The sequence below is a fragment of the Micromonospora violae genome (assembly GCF_004217135.1).
In the GTDB taxonomy this organism is placed as follows: domain Bacteria; phylum Actinomycetota; class Actinomycetes; order Mycobacteriales; family Micromonosporaceae; genus Micromonospora; species Micromonospora violae.
Map to the genome: position 1 here is coordinate 4,154,000 of NZ_SHKK01000001.1, position 18,315 is coordinate 4,172,314.

Below are 18,315 nucleotides of genomic sequence, written 5' to 3' on the forward strand. Positions count from 1 at the left end.
CGTAGGGCGACCGGCCCGTGGTCTGTCCGACGTGGGGTCAGTCCTTGCTGCTGAACGCCGCGTCGAAGGCGGCGCTCGGTGCGTCGAAGGCGAGCCGGCGGACGAACTGCAACGCCTCCGGTGCGCCGACCAGCCGGTCCATCCCGGCGTCCTCCCACTCGACGGAGATCGGGCCGGTGTAGCCGATCGCGTTCAACGCGCGGAAGCAGTCCTCCCAGGGCACGTCGCCGTGGCCGGTGGAGACGAAGTCCCACCCGCGACGCAGGTCGGCCCAGGGCAGGTGCGAGGCGAGCCGGCCACGCCGGCCATCCCCGGTACGCACCTTCGCGTCCTTGCAGTCCACGTGGTAGATCCGGTCGGCGAAGTCGAAGATGAAGTTCACCGGGTCCAGCTCCTGCCAGACGAAGTGCGACGGGTCCCAGTTCAGCCCGAACGCGGGCCGGTTGCCGATCGCTTCCAACGTCCGCTTCGTCGTCCAGTAGTCGTACGCGATCTCGCTCGGGTGCACCTCGTGCGCGAACCGCACCCCCACCTCGTCGAACACGTCGAGGATCGGGTTCCACCGGTCGGCGAAGTCCTGGTAACCGCGCTCGATCATCGACGGCGGCACCGGCGGGAACATCGCCAGGGTGTGCCAGATCGACGAACCGGTGAAGCCGACGACCGTCTTCACCCCGAGCTTCGCCGCCGCCCGCGCGGTGTCCTTGATCTCCTCGGCGGCCCGCTGGCGGACCCCCTCCGGCTCCCCGTCGCCCCAGATGCGGCCGGGCAGGATGTCCTGGTGCCGCTCGTCGATCGGGTGGTCGCAGACCGCCTGACCAACGAGGTGGTTGGAGATCGTGAAGACCTGGAGGTTGTGCTTCGCGAGGGTCTCTTTCTTACGCTCGATGTACGAGTCGTCGGCGAGCGCCTTGTCGACCTCGAAGTGGTCGCCCCAGCAGGCGATCTCCAGACCGTCGTAGCCCCACTCGGAGGCGAGCCGGCAGACCTCCTCGAACGGAAGGTCGGCCCACTGGCCCGTGAAGAGCGTGATGGGTCGCGCCATTGTCCTTCTCCCCTGTTGTGATGGGGATTCCTTGTGCGGACCGGGGCGAGGGTGACCGGACGTACGCGGCGTCGGGCGGTCACCGGTGGGTGCGGAGCACCTGAGCCCGGCGGGTTGCGCCTCCCACCGGGTCACCGGCCACCAGCACGGTCGCCGTCCTCCACCCTATTTCCGCATGACCCCATCGGGGAAGCCCCGCGATCGGCCGATCATTCGGCCATCTCCTCGGGCGCGGGGAGCACGGCTCGTACGGTGAAGCCGCCACCGGCGCGCGGGCCGGCGGAGAACGTGCCGCCCAGCCGCTCGGCGCGCCTGCGTACCCCGGGCAGACCTCGCCCGGCGGCCTGGGTGCCGCCGCCTGACGAAGCGGGACCGGCGCCCTCGTCGCGGACCTCGATGGTGATGCCCGCCGCGTCGTAGCGCAGGCGCACTCCGACCGGAGCGCCGGGCGCGTGGCGGCACGCGTTGAGCAACGCTTCCTCGATGATCCGGTACGCCACGACGTCGACCGGGCCGGGCAGCGGCCGGGGTTGCCCGGCCATGCTCCACCGCACCGGTTGGCCGGCGGTGAAGCCCTCCACCAATGCGTCCAGGCGGTTCAAGCTGGGCGCGGGCGACGGATCGTCCGGCTCGCCGGGCCGGCGCAGCGCATCACCCAGCCGGTGCCCCTGCGCGAGCACCCTCCCGCGCCACTGCGCGAACCGCCCCATGCAGGTCAAGGTACGGCAGTCGGCTGTGAGCCGGTCCGCGGGCGTCCGCGGGGCGGCGGACGAATCAGTGCGAGCGTGATGCCTCTGAGTCATCAAGATGATTCAGAGGCATCACGCTCGTGAGGGACACCGCCTCCCGACCCTTCCGGGATCAGTCGATCAGGGCAGGATCCACTTCTGGTTGGCCGCGTTGAGGCAGGTCCAGAGGTGCACGATGGTGCTGTCGGCGGAGTTGTTGCCGGAGACGTCCAGGCACTTGCCCGACGACGGGTTGCGCAGGGTGCCGTCGGACTGGGCCGCCCAGTTCTGGGCGCCGCTGCCGTTGCAGGTCCAGAGCTGGATCTTGGTGCCGTTGGCGGTGCCGTTGCCGTTGACGTCCAGGCACTTGCCGAGCGCCTTGATCGTCGAATTCGGCGTCACGGTCCAGGTCTGCGCCGCGCTGTTGTTGCAGGTGTAGATCTGGATCTGGGTGCCGTCGGCGGTGCCGCCGCCGCGCACGTCCAGACACTTTCCGGCGAGACCCTTGATCGGGCCGACCCCGTTCGTGCCCCCACCCCCCTTGACCAGGGTGAAGTCGTCCACGTCGAAGAGCCCCGTGCCGCTACCGGTGAAGGTGAGGTAGAGGTTCTGGGTGCCGGACGGGACGTTGGACAGCGCGGTGGTGACGTTGGCGAAGGTCGTCCAGCTGCCCGTGTTGGGCACGGCGACCGAGCCGAGCACCGGGCCGGTGGCCGAGCCGGTGCGCACCTGGATGGTGCCACCCGGGCCGCCGGAGACGACCCGGGACGTGAACGAGGTGACCCCGGTCAGGTCGACCCCGTTGTAACCGGCCCAGTCGCCCGGGTCGATGTAGCCGATGGTCTGCCCGCCGTTGGCACCCGCCTTGGCGAACGCGGAGACGCCGTTGGCCGAGCTGAACGCCTCGGCCTGGATCGTGCCGGTCGGCGGCGGGGTGGTGCCCAACTCCTTGATCCGGATGTTGCGGAAGAGGGCGTCGTCCCCGGTGCCGTGGTTCTGGATGCCGATGTGACCGGCCAGCGAACGGACCGGGTCGGTGTTGGTGAAATCGTTGATCTTCACCCCGTTGAGGAAGATCTGTAGCCGCTCACCCTCGACCAACAGCTCGTAGGTGTTCCACTCCCCCGGCGCGTTCAGCGCCGCGTCGCGAGCGGCGATGTCGGCGGACTTGAACGTGTAGACCGCGCCGGTGGTGCGGTCGGCCGCGTCGGTGGCGTCGATCTGGATCTCGTACCCGTTGTCCACGGCCGACCACGGGTCACTGGACGGCGGGAAACCGATGAAGATGCCGGAGTTGTCGTCGCCGAGCAGCTTCCAGTCCAGCTTCAGCGAGTAGTTGGTGAACTGCTTCGTGTTGTACCAGTACAGCCCCATGCCGCCGACCGAGGTCAGGGTGGCGTCGGAGTTGGTGAAGCTGCCCGGGCCGGCCTGCGACCAGCCGGCCGTCGAGCCGTTGAACAGCGGGGTGTAGCCGGTCTCGGGCCGGCAGTCGGCCTTGCTCCGGCCCGAGGCGTACCGGATGCCGCCGAGCAGGTGGTTGCGGAAGTTCGGCTCCGCGTACGACGCCTGGGTGTGCCCCGCGCCGGTGTAGAAGGAACGTCCACCGCTGTAGCTCTTGCACCAGCTCAGCGGGTGGTCGGCACCCATCCCGCCGCCGGAGTACGACGACTCGTCCAGGGTCGCCAACACGTGGGCGGTCGACCGGGCGTTGGTCCGGTAGTTGTACCACTCGTCGGTGCGGGTCCAGGTCTGCGGCAGGTGCCCGGTGGCCGCGTGGCCCCGGTCCTCCACCTTGATGTTGGCCTGCTGGATTGCCGGGTGCGAGGCGAACCACGCGCCCACCAGGTTGCCGTAGAACGGCCAGTCGTACTCGGTGTCGGCCGCGGCGTGCACCCCCACGTACCCACGGCCGGAGCCGATGTACGACTCGAAGGCGGTCTGCTGGCTGGCGTTGAGCACGTCGCCGGTGGTGTTGAGGAAGACGACCGCCTCGTACTGGGCGAGATTGCTGGTGGTGAACGCGGCGGCGTCCTCGGTCGCGGTGACGGTGAAGTTGTTCGCCGCGCCCAGGTCGCGGATGGTCTGGATACCGACCGGGATCGCGTCGTGCCGGAAACCGGCGGTCTTGGAGAAGACCAGCACGTCGTAGGGGGCGTCGGCGGCGCTGGCCGGGGTGGCCGGGGTGGTGCAGGCGATGACGGCGAGTGCGGCCATGGCCGCACCGAGGACGGGTCGCAGGCGTCTGCGCATATCGCTCTCCTAATCGCGGTTAGGAGGGGCCTCTCACCTCACACTAGGTGTTGTCGGAGAGGCCCCTCCCGCCAGCTCAGGGCAGGGTCCACTTTTGGTTGGCGGCGGCGGTGCAGGTCCAGAGGCGGACCACCGTGCTGTCCGCGGAGTTGCTGCCGGAGACGTCGAGGCACTTGCCCGACGACGGGTTGCGGAGCGTGCCGTCGGCCTGGGCAGCCCAGTTCTGCGCGGCGGTCCCGTTGCAGGTCCAGAGCTGAATCTTGGTGCCGTCGGCGGTGGCACCCCCCGACACGTCCAGGCACTTGCCCAACGCCTTGATCGTCGAGTTGGGCGTGACCGCCCAGGTCTGCGCCGCGGTGCCGTTACAGGTGTAGATCTGAATCTGCGTGCCGTCGGCGGTGGCGGCGCCCCGCACGTCCAGGCACTTGCCGCCGAGGCCCTTGATCGGCCCCGTTCCGCCGGCCGGGGACGTCCCGGTGACGAAGGTGAAGGCGTCCAGGTCGTAGAGCGCCCCGGTGCCCGACCCGGCGAAGGTCAGGTAGAGCGTGGTCGTGCCGGTCGGCGGGTTGGTGATCGTCCCGGTGACCGTGGTGAAGGTTTCCCAGCCGCCGGTCACCGGGACCGTGGCCGAGCCGAGCACCGTCCCGGTGGCCGAGCCGGCCCGCACCTGGAGGGTGCCGCCGGAACCCGCCGAGGAGACCCGGGCGTTGAACGAGGTCACGTTGCCCAGCCGGTACGGCTGGAACGCGATCCAGTCGCCGTTGTGGATGTCGCCGACGGTCTTGCCGCCCTCGGCCGGGGTCTTGCTGAACACGTTGATCCCGGACGAGGTGCCGTAGAACTCGGCCTGGCGGTGCCGTGGCGGCAGCGTGTGCTGGGTGTGCGTGGTCAGCCCACCCGCGTCGGTGTACTCGGCGTCGAAGATCGCGAAGATGTTCGCCGCATCGTCGTGCTCACCGTCGACCGGGATGGTGATCGAGCCCGAGCACCCGGTCTTCGAGGTGATCTGGTGGCCGTGCTGGTCGTGCCCGAGCACGTAGGTCATCTTGACCTTCGTGCAGTCGATGGTGCCGTCCTCCGGGTCGGTCACCGTGATGCTGTACGGCACCGTGTCCCCGAAGCTGAACAGCTGACCGTTGCCCGGGTTGTTGATCGTGACCGTGGGCGCGGTGTTACCGACGTTGATCTGCACGCTGCTGCTGCCGGTGGCGCCCTGCGGGTCCCGCACCGTCAGCGTTGCGGTGTAGGTGCCGTTGGCGGTGTACGTCTTCGTCGGGTTGGCGGCGGTCGAGGTGGTGCCGTCACCGAAGGCCCACGAGTAAGTCAGCGCCCCACCTTCGGGGTCGGACGAGCCGGCCGAGGAGAAGGTGACCGCGAGCGGGGCGGCCCCGGACGTGCGGTTGGCGCTGGCCGCCGCGGTGGGCGCCCGGTTGCCGCCGCCGACGTAGTCGAAGCGGTAGAGCGCCGAGTTGGCGTCGCCGTTGAAGTAGCCGGTGCCGTAGTCGAGCACGTAGTACGCGCCGTCCGGGCCGAACGCCGAGTCCATCACCTGCTTGCCCACCCAGGGGAAGGTGTCGATGGCGCCCCGGGAGCCGTCGGAGTTGACGTGGATCGGCTTGATCCAGCCTCGACCGAACTCAGTGGCGAAGAACTGCCCGTCGAACGACTGCGGGAACTTGGTGGTGGAGGTCGACGAGGCGTTGTACCGGTAGACCGGGCCGCCCATCGGCGACTCGGAGCCCCCGCCGAACTCGGTCGGGGTGCCGGCGTCGCCGGCGTACCGGATCCAGGCCGGCTGGGCGGGCGGCAGGGTGGTCCGGCCGGTGTTGCGGAACGAGTTGTTGGTCGGCCCGCCCGTGCAGTTGTACTTCGCGCCGCTGGAGTTGGTCGCGAAGTCCCACTCGTTGTACGTCTCGCTGGTGGTGTTGGTGCCGGTGCAGTACGGCCAGCCGTAGTTGCCCGGTGCGGCGACCCGGTTGAACTCCACCTGGCCGGACGGCCCTCGGGTGGAGCTGGTGGAGCCGGCGTCCGGCCCGTAGTCACCGACGTAGACCACGCCGGTGGCCTTGTCCACGCTGATCCGGAACGGGTTGCGGAACCCCATCGCGTAGATCTCCGGCCGGGTGCTGGCCGTGCCGGGCGCGAAGAGGTTGCCCGACGGGATGGAGTAGGTGCCGTTGGCGTTCACCTTGATCCGCAGGATCTTGCCGCGCAGGTCGTTGGTGTTGCCGGCGCTGCGCTGCGCGTCGTACGCGGGGTTGCGGTTGGTCCGCTCGTCCAACGGCGAGTAGCCGGACGACTCGAACGGGTTGGTGTCGTCCCCGGTGGAGAGGTAGAGGTTGCCGGCGGCGTCGAAGTCGATGTCCCCACCGACGTGGCAGCAGATGCCCCGGCTGGCCGGGACGTCGAGCACGTCGACCTTGCTGGACTGGTTGAGCGTGAAGTCGGAGTTCAGCGTGAACCGGGAGAGGCGGTTGACGCCGTTCCAAGCCGAGAAGTCGGTGCCGGTGGCAGGTGCGTCGCCGCCGGGGGTGGAGAGCGGCGGGGCGTAGTAGAGGTAGATGTAGCGGTTGCTGGCGAAGCCCGGGTCGACCCCGACGCCCTGCAACCCCTCCTCGTCGTGGGTGTAGACCGACAGGGTGCCGATCACGGTGGTGGTGCCGTTGGCGTCGGTGCGGCGCAGGGTGCCGTTGCGGGCGGTGTGCAGGACCGAGCGGTCCGGCAGCACCGCCAACGACATCGGCTCACCCATGTCGGTCACGCCACGGGCCAGCTCGACCTGCTGGAAGTCGCTGGCGACGATCGTGTGTGCCTGTGCGGGGGCCGAGCCGGCGCCGACGGCGGCCGTGCCGGCGGCGACCGCCAGCAGCAGTGCTGATCCGGCGGAGAACCATCGTCGGGACCGTTGTCGAGGAGCGTCCTTGATAGACATCTGTGCCGTCCCTTCCTGACGTGTGACTGCCAGGCCGGGCGCGCGCCGTCGCGCCGGATGCCGTAGCGGTGGAGGGGTCGATGGGTTACCGCGCCGCCGGTTCACCTCGACGAAACATTGTCGTGTTGGTCACGACACTAAGTCGTACATCTCGATGTGTCCATGCCTTCCGGCGGTTCAGCATCAACTTTCGTCGATTTGATCGAAAGTCGCCGGTCAGGCGCGTCGGTCGATCGCCTGCCCGGCCAGCGCCACCAGGGCCGCGCGGGCCTCGTCGGCCACCACGGCGTTGCGCAGGGCGGAGAGCGCGGCCTCGGTCCGGACCCGGATCATCTGCTCGATCCGCTCCCGCGCGCCGGTCGCCTCGATGATGTCGCGCAGCTCCGCCGCGCCCTCGGCGTCCAACGCCGGGTTGCCGAACAGCTCCCGCAACCGCAGGGTCTGCGGCCGGTCGGCGGCGCTGCGGGCCAGCGCCATCATGACCGTGGGCTTGCCCTCCCGCAGGTCGTCAAGGACCGACTTCCCGGTGACCGCCGGGTCGCCGAACACGCCCAGGACGTCGTCGCGGAGCTGGAACGCGTCACCCAGCGGGTCACCGAACTCGCCCAACGCGGCGATCAGCTCCGGACCCGCCCCGGCCAGGGCCGCGCCGATCTGCAACGGCCGGGTGACCGTGTACCGGGCGGCCTTCATCCGGATCACGGTGAGCGCGCTGGCCACCGAGCCGTCGCCCACCCCGGAGACCAGGTCCAGGTACTCCCCGGCGATCACCTCGGTACGCATCAGCGCGAACACGCCGTACCCCCGGTGCACCTGCTCGGTGCTCAGCCCGCACTCGTGGAACATCTGGTCCGACCAGGCCGCGCAGAGATCCCCGCAGAGCAGCGCGGTGTTGCGCCCGTACGCCTCCGGGTCACCGCGCCACGACGAGCGGGCGTGCAGGTCGGCGAAGAGGCGGTGCACCGACGGCTCGCCCCGGCGGCGGTCGCTGCCGTCCAGGATGTCGTCGTGGATCAGCGCGAACGCGTGGAACAGCTCCAGGGCCGCCGCGGCCACCACGATCGGGGTCCCGTCGGCAGCCCCCGCGCCACGCCAACCCCAGTAGCAGAACAGCGGCCGCAACCGCTTGCCCCCGGCCAGCACGAACCGTTGGAGCGCGGTGAACACGCCGCGCGGCGCGCCGTCCGGCCAGTCCGGGCCCTGCCGGTCGAGGAACCCGGCCAGCTCCGCGTCGAAGCGCGCCCGCAGCTCGCTGGCGTCGGTGGGCGCGACGGTGACGGTCATGTCCCCTCCCCCGACCCGCCGTTACCGCTGGAGCTCAGCCCGGCCAACTCCAGCAGCAACCCCTTGACCTCGGTCGCGGCGATCTTGTCGCGGGCCGCGCTCGGGTCCGAGCAGAGCAGCACCGGGGCGTCCGCCGGGTCGTCCGGCAGCCGCCCGTGCGAGCCGCGTACCGCCCGCGCGCCGGCATCCAGGCCGACGGCGCTCATCAGGTAGCGCATGCCGAGCTTCTTGCGGGCCAGCGCCACCCCGGCGCGTGCCTTCGCGGCACCCGGGTTGGCCGGGTCGAAGAACAATTCGGCCGGGTCGTACCCGGGCTTGCGGTGAATCTCCACGAGTCGGGCGAAGTCCGGGGCCCGGGCGTCGTCCAACCAGTAGTAGTACGTGAACCAGGCGTCCGGCTCGGCAACCAGCACCAGCTCACCGGCGCGCGGATGGTCCAGCCCGTGTGCGGCCTTGCCGTCGGCGTCGAGCACCTCGGCCACCCCGGGCAGGCCGGCGCAGAGCTTCGCCACCGCCGGCACGTCGACCGGATCCTTGACGTAGACGTGCGCGACCTGGTGGTCGGCGACCGCGAACGCCTTCGACGTCCACGGATCGAGGTACTCCATGCCCGCCTGGGTGTGCACCCGCAGCAGCCCTTCGGCGCGCAGCAGCCGGTTGACGTCCACCGGGCGGGACACGTCGCTGATGCCGTACTCCGACAACACCACCACCGTGGCGTCGCGCGCCCGGGCGGCGTCCAGGAGCGGGCCGAGCACCGCGTCCAGCTCGGCTGCGGCGGCAGCGGCCTGGGCCGACGAGGGCCCGAAGCGTTGCAGGTCGTAGTCGAGGTGCGGGACGTAGACCAGTGTCAGATCGGGCGACACGTCGGCGAGGATCTGCTCGGCCGCCTGGCAGATCCACCGCGACGACGGCAGCCCGGCCGTCGGCCCCCAGTAGGTGAAGAGCGGGAAGGTGCCCAGCCGCCCGGTGAGCGCGTCGTGCAGCTCCGGAGGGTCGGTGTAGCAGTCCGGTTCCTTGCGCCCGTCGGCGTAGTAGACCGGGCGGGGCGTCACCGTCCAGTTGACGTCCGCGCCCATGGCGTACCACCAGCAGACGTTGGCCACGGTGTAGCCGGGCTCGGCGCGACGGGCGGCCTGCCAGAGCTTGTCCCCGCCGACCAGCGCGTTGTGCTGCCGCCACAGCAGCACCTCGCCCAACTCCCGGAAATACCACCCGTTGCCGACGATCCCGTGCCCACTCGGCGGTTCGCCGGTGAGGAAGGTGGACTGCACCGAACAGGTCACCGCGGGCAGCACGGTGCCCAGCTCGGCCCGGAAGCCGCCGTCGGCGACCCCCCGCAGCCGGGGCATGTGCGCCAGTAACCGGGGCGTCAACCCCACCACGTCGAGGACCACCAGTCGCCGGCTCATCGCGTCACCCCCATGCTCACGTTGCGTTCCACGGTCAGACCGAGGCCGACCAGTTCGTCTCGGGCGAAGGCCAGCTCCGCGGCGATGCCGGCGGCCAGCTCCGCGTCGGTGCCGGGCCGTCGTGCGGCCGGCAGCACCCCCCAGGTGTACGTCTCGACGTCGAGGTGGTCGCAGCCGGCGTTCGGGCCGTCGAAGAGCGCTCTCAGGGCTGCACGGAGGACCGGCAGGGTCGAGCCGAGCGGTTCCTCGGGTGGGGCGTGCAGGGGCACGTGGTAGTGCACCCGCCACGGGCCGGGCAGCGCCCGCTCCAGCGCCTCGTCCAGGTCGTCGGCCGCGTACGCCGGGTCGGCCGGGTCGGCCAGCGCGGCGCACCCGGCGCCCCGGGTCTGGTGCAGGAAGCGTGGCTCCACCCAGCGGCGCAGCGCCTCGGCCCCACCCTGCGGGTCGGCGGCCTCGACGGCGGCGGAGACCTGCACCTTCACCACCGGCAGCCCGGCCGCCCGCAGTCGGTGCAGCGCCTCGGCCGGTTCCTCCCAGGCGCAGGCCAGGTGGGCCAGGTCGAGACAGACACCCAGCCGTTCGGTGTCCATCCCGGCGAACAGCGCCGCCGCCTGGGCGCTGCTCTCCACCACGCAGCCGGGCTCCGGCTCGAACGCGATGCGCACCTCGCGGCCGGTGTCGCGCTGCACCGTGGCCAAACCGGCGGCCAGCTCGTCCAGCCGGCGGCGGGCCGCGTCGGCCCGGCCGGTGTCCCACGGTTGACGCCACGCCAGCGGCAGGGTGGAGATGGAACCCCGGGCGGCGTCGTCGGGCAGCAGGTCGGCGAGCACCCGGGCCAGGTTCAGGGTGTACGTCAGGCGCTGCCCGGTGGTCCAGTCCGGGTGGTACACGTCCTGCTTGACCACGGGCGCCTGGAAGGCCGCGTACGGGAAGCCGTTGAGGGTGACCACCTCCAGCCCGCGCGCGTCCAGCTCGGCGCGCAACCGGCGGCGCAGCCCGGAGTCGGCGGCCAGTTCGGCGGCGACCGGGGCGGCCAGCCACAGGCCGAGCCCGAGCACGTCACTGCCGAGCGCCGCGCGGACCGGCACCGCGTAGGTGTCCAGTTGACCGAGAATGCCGGCGAGGTCCTCGGCGGGGTGCACGTTGGTGCAGTAGCCAAGGTGGACCGTCTCACCGCCGGCATGTCGCAGCCGCATCAGCTACCGCCGCGCAGGATCGAGTTGCCGGTCTGCGGGTCCACGGCGACGGCCTCGTCCAGTTCGCTGAGGTCGAGCCGCCCCGACTGCCCGTAGAACTCCACCGGGTTGCGCCACAGCACCTTGTCGACGTCGTCGTCGCTGAAGCCGGCCAGCAGCATCGCCTCTGCGGTGGCCCGGGTCAGCAGCGGGTCGGAGCGTCCCCAGTCGGCTGCCGAGTTGACCAGCATCCGTTCCGTGCCGTACTCCCGCAGCAGCTGCACCATCCGCTGCGGGGTCATCTTGGTGTCCGGGTAGATGGAGAAGCCCAACCAGCAGCCGCTGTCGCGGACCAGCTTGACGGTCACCTCGTTGAGGTGGTCGACCACCACCCGACCCGCGTCGATGCCGGATTCGGCGACCACGGCGAGGGTGCGCTCGCAGCCGCGCGCCTTGTCCCGGTGCGGGGTGTGCACCAGCGCCGGCAGGTCGTACGCCACCGCGAGGGCGAGCTGCGCCGCGAACGCCTCGTCCTCCTCGGGCGTCATCGAGTCGTACCCGATCTCGCCGACCGCGACCACCGCGTCCTTGTCCAGGTAACGGGGCAGCAGGTCGAGGACCGGACGGCAGCGCGGGTCGTTGGCCTCCTTGGGGTTCAGCGCGACGGTGGCGAAGTGGCGCACCCCGAACTGCCCGGCCCGGAACGGCTCCCAACCGATCAGCGAGTCGAAGTAGTCGGTGAACGAGGCCGCGCTGGTCCGCGGTTGCCCCAGCCAGAACGCCGGTTCCACCACCGCGCGTACGCCGGCGGCGGCCATCCGTTCGTAGTCGTCGGTGGTGCGTGAGGTCATGTGGATGTGGGGGTCGAAGATGCGCATTCACGCCTCCCGGGGCGATGCGGCGGTGAGCCGGTGGAGCAGGTCGGTGGCGTCGGCGGGCAGGTCCCGGCCGGCGGCGTGTCGTTCGGCGGCCAGCGCGGCCAGCATGGCGGCCAGTTCGCCGTCGGCCCGGGTGTCCAGGTCGGCCACGACGGCCAGGGGGACCCCGCTGAACACGCACTTGAGCACCGCCTGCCGCCAGGCGGCCGGGTCGAGGTGCCGGGCGTAGGGGCCGAGCGCGGCGGCGACCAGTCGGGTGTCGTTGGTCCGGATCGCGTCGTGCAGCAACGGCACCCCGTCGGCGCCGATCGGCAGCAACGGCAGGGCGCGCAGCACGGCTCGTCGTTCGGCCGCGTCACCGTGCTGGTAGAGGCGCTCGGCGTACTCCGCGTGGTCGCCGGGCAGGCTGGTGAGCAGCAGCACCCGGGCCGCGTCGTCGGCGGTCCAGCCGGGGGCCTCGGGGAGCGCGGCCCGACCGCAGCGTCGGCCGACGGCGGGGAAGAGCCGGGTGATCGCGGTGGGCTCGGCGGCGACCCGCCGCAGCGCCGTGTCCAGCCAGTCGGGATCGGGTACGCCTCCCAGCGCGGCCCGTAGTGAATCCGGTGTCATCCCGTCTCCTCCCTCTTGCTGCTCCAGGCGCGCCCCGCCACCCTTTGCTCTGCACCTATATATGCGCCGGGGCCTCTGTCGCGGGTGTCGCAACGGCGGGCGTCGCCTCGGCGGGTCTCGCCTCGGCGGGCGTCGCCTCGGCAGGTGTCGCCTCGGCGGGTGCAGAGCAAAGGGTGTTGGCAGGGTGGTCATTGGTGGCCGTCGCTGCGGCGGCACGCAGGAACTCGATCGACCGCGCGGCCACAGCGGGCGCGGCGTGCGAGTCGCGGGGCAGCTCGACGGCGACCAGGCCGCGGTAACCGGCGTCGCGCAGCGCGGCCAGCACCGGAGGGAAGTCGATCTCGCCGACGCCGAACTCCAGGTGCTCGTGCACGCCCCGGCGCATGTCGTCGATCTGCACGTTGACCAGGTGGTCGGCCACCTCGGCCACGCACTGCGGCACCGGCCAGGGCTCCAGGCACCGGCAGTGGCCGATGTCGAGGGTGATACCGAAGCGGGCCGGGTTGTCGAGCGCCGCGTGCAGTCGACGCCAGTCCGCGATGTCCTGCACCAGCATGCCCGGCTCCGGCTCGAAGCCCAGGGTGACACCGGCGTTGTCGGCCGCGTCGACCACGGTGGCGCAGCCGGCCACCAGCCGGTCCCAGGCGCACTGCGGTGACACCGCCTCGGGTCGGACGCCGGCCCAGAACGACACGGCTTCCGCGCCCAGGTCGGCGCCGATCCGCACGGCCCGGCGCAGGAACTCGACCCGCCGGGTCGGGTCGTCGTGCAGCAACGTCGGTGCGTGCTTCTGCCACGGGTCGAGCAGGTAGCGGGCCCCGGTCTCGATGACCACCGACAGCCCCAGTGACTCCAACCGTCGACCGACCGCGGCGACCCGGCGGGTGAGCCCGGGCGCGAACGGATCCAGGTGGTCGTGGTCCAGGGTGAGCGCCACCCCGTCGTAGCCCAGATCGGCGATGACGGCGAGCGCGTCGTCGAGACGGTGGTTGGCGAAGCCGTTGGTGCCGTACCCGAGGCGCAGCGTCGTGGCGTCGGCGACCGGCGCGCCGGACCGGGGCTCGGGCACGCTCATGTCGGGGAGACCTTCCGGGCCAGCCGTCGACCCAGCGGTGCGGCCGCCGCGACGGCCACCCCGAGCAGGCCGGCCCCACCCCGCGCGGTCAGCGCACCCTGTAGGGCGGGCAGGCCGGTGATCCCGGCGCCGACAGCGGCGCGGACCCGCCCTGCCGACGGATCGCGGACCACCTCGACCTGGGCCGCGCCGTAGCGGGCCGCGTACCAGCCGGCCAACACGGCGGGCAGCACGGCCGCGATCCTGGCCGACCGGGTACGACCGGCGCGCACACCGGCCCCGTCGACCGCCGCAGCCGGGTCGGCGGGGCCGGTGTGGTGCACCGTCCGGTCGGCCGCGCGTCGGGCCCTCGGAACGGCGACGGCGGCACTGGCCGCGACCGCCGCGGTGCCGGCGAGGGTGCGCATCGGCAGGCTGGCGTCCGCGCCGGTGACCTCCCGGCGGGACAAGGCGGTGACCGTCCAGGTGTGCGCGGCGACGGTCGCCGCCGCCGGCAACGCCCGGGTCAGCCGGCCGCCGGACGCGCCGAGCAGCACGTCCAGCCCGCGGCAGGCGGCCATCACGGCCGGGCCGGCGGCGGTGTTCTTGGCCAGCAGGTCGTACCCCCAGATGGTGGCGGCCAACGGCACGGCGAGCGCGGCGGCGCGGCGACCGCCCACGGCGGCGGCCAGGCCCACGCCGGCGGCCGTGAGGCCCGCCGCGAGACCGACCGCGGCGGCCGGGGTGACCCGCCCGCTCGGGATCGGCCGCTCGGGCCGTTCCTCGGCGTCCAGGTGCCGGTCGGACCAGTCGTTGGCGGCCATGCCGGCCCAGTAGAGCAGCACCGACGCGCCGGCCAGGGCAGGGGTACGCGGGCTCAACGCGCCGGCCGCCGCGGCCCCGGCGATCACGTCACCGGGTACCGAGAGCGCGGCCGGCGCCCGAACCAGCTCGGCGAGGTCAGCCAGCGTGGCCATGGGCACCGTCCGCGCCGTCGTGCAGCTGCCGGGCGAAGGTGGTCAGCCGGGCCCACTGCTCGCCCAGCGAATGGGTGGGCGAGCCCAGCGGGTCCTTGAAGAAGAAGCCCAGGTCGACCAGCGGCCCCACCTGCCCGGCGGCGTGCGCGGCGGCGGTGAGTCGGGCCAGGTCGAGCACCAGCGGAGCGGCCAGCGCGGAGTCGCAGCCGTGCCAGGTGAACTCCATCCGCATGCCGGTGCCGAGGAAACCGCTGAAGGTGATCAGATCCCAGGCGGTCTTGAAGTCGCCCAGCTCCTCGACGTACTCGATGCGGGTGCCGCCCTGCGGGACGTAGCCCAGCGTCTCGCCGAGCACCCGCTGTTTGCTCTGCACCTTCGCCGCGTTTGCGGCCGGGTCGGCGAGGGTGGCGCCGTCGCCACCACCGAGCAGGTTCACCCCGGACCAGGAGCCCACGGCCAGGTTGCGCATCGCGAACATCGGCGCGAGCACCGACTTGACCAGGGTCTCCCCCGTCTTGCCGTCGTGCCCGGCGTACGGCAGTCGGGCCTCCTCGGCCAGCGCGGCCAGCGCCGGCAGCCGCAGCCCGGTGGACGGGGTGAAGTCGATGTACGGGCAGCCGGCGAGCACCGCCGCGTACGCGTAGAGGGAGCTGACCGGCAGCACCTCGTCCGGCCCGTCGAGGGCAGCGCGCAGCGCCGCCGGATCGGCGTGCCCGGGGTGCGGTTGCGGGGCCGGCTCGGTGGCGGAGACGTTGACCACCACGACCCGGTCCAGTTCGTGCCGCTCGCGGAAGTCGGTGAGATCGCGGACCACGGCGGCGGCCCGGTCGGCCTGGGTGCCGTCGGCCGGTGCGGTGCGCAGTTCCTGCTCGACCACGCCCAGCTCGTCGCGGAGCGCGGCGACCAGCCGCCAGGGGACGACACCGGCGTCTGCGAGGGCCTCGGCGCGCTTGCACAGCGGGGTGGTGGCCAGGTCGTGTCCGCCGAAGACCAGATCGGCGAAGCCCGGCAGGGCCGGGCCGCGCAGTTCGGGAAGTTCGGTGACGCAGCCGGTGGGCCCGGCCAGGCCGGCTCGCAGCGCGAGCCCTCCGACGATGCTGGTGGTCGCGACGGAACCGCGCGCTCCTACCAGCCAGACACCTGTTCGCATGGTGCTCCTTCCCCGTTCACGAGGAACCGTCGGTACCGCTAAATATAGGAATATCAGAATATGTTTCGGAAAGATACGCCCCGGATGGATGGGCCCCGTCCGCCCGACCCGCACTGGAACAGCACCGGCTTCCGACGTCGGCGTCGGCGGCGACGACGCCGGACCGGATCCCGGCAGGTGCGAGCAGACGGGGCTGGTAGGCAGGGTCGGGTCGGCGTCTCGACCCTGCCTCCCCCGCATCCGGCCGGTCGGGGCGTTGGCATGCCCCGACCGGTGTCATCAAATCCTCTGGATCGTCACCGATGGTGGCGGTCCTCCGGTGCGGCCGGGGAATCCCGGTCCGGTCGCACCGGACGACCGTCCTGCTCGTGCGCCACCGGGCCCTACGGCCCGGCTGCACGCTCCCCGACGCCGACCTCTGTCCCGGCCACGGGGCGCAATCCGTGGCTGGTTCCTCGCCGGTCGGCGTCGGAAAGCTGGTCGGGCGATGGCGGTGCGAGCACCGCCATCGCGGATGGTCAAAGGTCAGACGGACGCCGGGGTCAGCGTCGGTGCCACCTCGGCCCAGGACGAGCCGAGCTCCGCCGAACGGGCCACCGCGTCCAGCACCAGCTGGACCTGCAACGCGTCGGAGAAGGAGGGAGTCGGGTCGACGTCGGTGGCGACCGCCTCGATGAAGTCGCGCATCTCGTGCGTGAACGAGTGCTCGTAGCCGATGATGTGGCCCGGAGGCCACCACGCCGACATGTACGGGTGCTCGCCCTCGGTCACCAGGATGCGGCTGAAGCCCTGCTCCGTGGTGGGCCGGGTGGCGTCGTAGAACTCCAGCTCGTTGAGGCGCTCCAGGTCGAAGACCACGCTGCCCAGCGAGCCGTTGATCTCGACACGCAGCGCGTTCTTCCGGCCGGTCGCGAACCGGCTCGCCTCGTACGTGGCCAGGGCGCCACCGTCGAGCCGCGCCACGAAGACCGCGGCGTCGTCGACGGTGACCTGCCCGGTCGGTGCCGTGCCGCCGTCCGCCGTGGCCGCCAGGCCACTCGACTCGGCCGGCAACGGCCGCTCCTTGACGAAGGTCTCGGTGACCGCGCTCACGCCACTGATCCGCTGGCCCGTGACGAACTGGGTCAGGTCGATGATGTGCGCGCCGATGTCACCGAGCGCGCCGGAGCCCGCCCTGTCCTTCTGCAACCGCCAGACCAGCGGGAACTGCGGATCCACGATCCAGTCCTGCAGGTACGTCGCACGGACGTGTCGAATCACCCCGAGTCGTCCATCGGCGACCAACTGGCGCATCATCGTGACCGCGGGGACCCGGCGGTAGTTGAACCCGCACATCGACCGCACTCCGGCGGCCCGGGCGACATCCGCCGCGGCGGTCATCGCCCGTGCCTCCTCCACCGTGTTGGCCAACGGCTTCTCGCACAGGACGTGCTTGCCTGCGGCCAACGCGGCGAGAGCGATCTCGGCGTGACTGTCGCCCGGGGTGCAGATGTCGACGACGTCGATGTCGTCCCGGTTGATCAGGTCACGCCAGTCGGTGGTGTACGCGTCCCAGCCGAGCCGGTCGGCGGCGTCGGCCACCTTCGCTGTGTCTCGGCCGCAGATCAACGCCATCCGGGCCCGCGCCGGCAGGTCGTACACGCGGTTCACGGTGCGCCACGCCTGTGAGTGCGCGGCGCCCATGAACGCGTAGCCGACCATGCCGACCCGCAGTTCTCTGTCTGTCGTGGACAAGGTGGGTCTCCCCCCGATATGTCAGAACCCGAGCTTGTCGTAGCTGCTCGCGTTCTCCTTGGTGATCGTCTCCGAGGCCAGGGTCACTTCCTTCGGAACCTGCAGCTCCGTCAGGTCGCCCATGCCCCGGCCCTGCGCGATGAGCCGCGCGAGCGAGACCGCCGACGAGGCCATCGACGGGTTGTAGGTGACGGTGGCCTTCAGCACGGTGTTGTCGGCCTTGATCGCGTCGATCGCGAGCTTGGAACCCGCGCCGCCGACCATGAAGAACTCCGACCGGTTGGCCTGCTTGATGGCGGCGAGCACACCGATGCCCTGGTCGTCGTCGTGGTTCCAGACAGCGTCGATCTTCGGCAGCGCCTGGAGCAGCTGCGACGCCTCGCGCTGGCCGCTGTCCGAGGTGAACTCGGCGGAGCGACGGTTGGTCACCTTGAACCCGTAGGTCGCGAGGGCGGCCTTGAAGCCCTCGCTGCGCTCGACGGTCAGCGGGATCTCCAGACCGGCGATCTCACCGATGACCGGGTTGGCGACACCCTTGTCCTTGAGCATCTTGCCGATGAAGTGCCCGGCCGAGACGCCCATGCCGTAGTTGTCGCCCTTGATGACCAGCCGCGAGGCCAGCGCGTCGGGGAAGGCACGGTCCAGGTTCACGATCGGGATGCCCGCCTGCATCGCCTGGAGGGCAACGGCGTTGACCTCCTTGCCGTCGTGCGGCAGCACGACGATGATGTCGGGCTTCTGGGCGATCAGCGTGCCGAGCGTGGACCGCTGGGCCTCCGAGTTCGACCCACCGTCGACCTCCTTGAACTCCACGTCCGAGTAGGCCGCGGCCTGGGCCTTGGCGTTGGCGTGGATCGCGCCCATCCAGCCGTGGTCGGCGGCCGGGGCGGAGAAACCGATGACGACCTTCTTGCCCGGGGCGTTGTTGCCTTCGCTGTTCCCGGCGGCCTTGGTCTGGGTGCTTGCGGCCGGGGTCTCGTTGCTGGTGCAGGCGGTCAGAAGGGTGGCAGCGCCTACTGCGGCTCCACCGAAGAGCAACCGGCGGCGCGACAGGTCGCGACTGTGCTGGGTCATGAACGACCTCCTG

At 71.5% G+C, this 18,315-nt stretch carries 14 protein-coding genes; all 14 read right to left on the minus strand.

Annotation, left to right across the window (positions count from 1 at the left end):
* Window positions 1-37: 37 nt before the first annotated feature.
* A complete protein-coding gene (locus tag EV382_RS18300) occupies window positions 38-1,045 on the minus strand; it encodes a sugar phosphate isomerase/epimerase family protein (RefSeq protein ID WP_130403531.1) in 1,008 nt (335 codons plus the stop codon).
* Between the two features lie 209 nt (window positions 1,046-1,254).
* Entirely contained in the window at window positions 1,255-1,755 is a 501-nt protein-coding gene (locus tag EV382_RS18305) for a sensor histidine kinase (RefSeq protein WP_165435825.1), read from the minus strand.
* Window positions 1,756-1,914: 159 nt separating this feature from the next.
* Window positions 1,915-4,023 carry a ThuA domain-containing protein gene (locus EV382_RS18310; RefSeq protein WP_130403535.1) on the minus strand — a complete coding sequence of 703 codons (2,109 nt, stop codon included), beginning with the start codon at window positions 4,021-4,023 and terminating at the stop codon, window positions 1,915-1,917.
* A 76-nt stretch (window positions 4,024-4,099) separates the two neighbouring features.
* Window positions 4,100-6,955 carry a PQQ-dependent sugar dehydrogenase gene (locus EV382_RS18315; protein WP_130403537.1) on the minus strand — a complete coding sequence of 952 codons (2,856 nt, stop codon included), beginning with the start codon at window positions 6,953-6,955 and terminating at the stop codon, window positions 4,100-4,102.
* A gap of 216 nt (window positions 6,956-7,171) precedes the next feature.
* The gene (locus EV382_RS18320; RefSeq protein WP_130403539.1) at window positions 7,172-8,239 is read right to left on the minus strand and encodes a polyprenyl synthetase family protein; all 1,068 of its coding nucleotides are present in this window, start codon (window positions 8,237-8,239) and stop codon (window positions 7,172-7,174) included.
* Window positions 8,236-9,651, minus strand: a complete 1,416-nt coding sequence (locus tag EV382_RS18325) for an alkaline phosphatase family protein (protein ID WP_130403541.1) — start codon at window positions 9,649-9,651, stop codon at window positions 8,236-8,238. Before EV382_RS18325 ends, EV382_RS18320 begins: the two co-directional genes overlap by 4 nt.
* Entirely contained in the window at window positions 9,648-10,847 is a 1,200-nt protein-coding gene (eboE, locus tag EV382_RS18330) for a metabolite traffic protein EboE (RefSeq protein WP_130403543.1), read from the minus strand. Before eboE ends, EV382_RS18325 begins: the two co-directional genes overlap by 4 nt.
* Window positions 10,847-11,704 (minus strand): TatD family hydrolase, encoded by an 858-nt coding sequence (locus EV382_RS18335; protein ID WP_130403545.1) that lies wholly within the window; start codon window positions 11,702-11,704, stop codon window positions 10,847-10,849. The genes eboE and EV382_RS18335 overlap by 1 nt, the downstream gene beginning before the upstream one ends.
* The gene (locus EV382_RS18340) at window positions 11,705-12,313 is read right to left on the minus strand and encodes an EboA domain-containing protein (protein WP_130403547.1); all 609 of its coding nucleotides are present in this window, start codon (window positions 12,311-12,313) and stop codon (window positions 11,705-11,707) included.
* Between the two features lie 55 nt (window positions 12,314-12,368).
* A complete protein-coding gene (locus EV382_RS18345; protein ID WP_244236748.1) occupies window positions 12,369-13,388 on the minus strand; it encodes a sugar phosphate isomerase/epimerase family protein in 1,020 nt (339 codons plus the stop codon).
* Window positions 13,385-14,344 (minus strand): SCO3242 family prenyltransferase, encoded by a 960-nt coding sequence (locus EV382_RS18350; RefSeq protein WP_130403549.1) that lies wholly within the window; start codon window positions 14,342-14,344, stop codon window positions 13,385-13,387. Before EV382_RS18350 ends, EV382_RS18345 begins: the two co-directional genes overlap by 4 nt.
* Window positions 14,328-15,494 (minus strand): inositol-3-phosphate synthase, encoded by a 1,167-nt coding sequence (locus tag EV382_RS18355; protein ID WP_130403551.1) that lies wholly within the window; start codon window positions 15,492-15,494, stop codon window positions 14,328-14,330. The genes EV382_RS18350 and EV382_RS18355 overlap by 17 nt, the downstream gene beginning before the upstream one ends.
* Window positions 15,495-16,019: 525 nt before the next feature.
* Window positions 16,020-17,195: a Gfo/Idh/MocA family protein gene (locus tag EV382_RS18360; RefSeq protein ID WP_425271993.1), complete on the minus strand. Its 1,176-nt coding sequence runs from the start codon at window positions 17,193-17,195 to the stop codon at window positions 16,020-16,022.
* Window positions 17,196-17,249: 54 nt separating this feature from the next.
* Window positions 17,250-18,302, minus strand: coding sequence for a substrate-binding domain-containing protein (locus EV382_RS18365; protein ID WP_130403555.1), 1,053 nt, complete (start codon window positions 18,300-18,302; stop codon window positions 17,250-17,252).
* Between the last annotated feature and the right edge of the window lie 13 nt (window positions 18,303-18,315).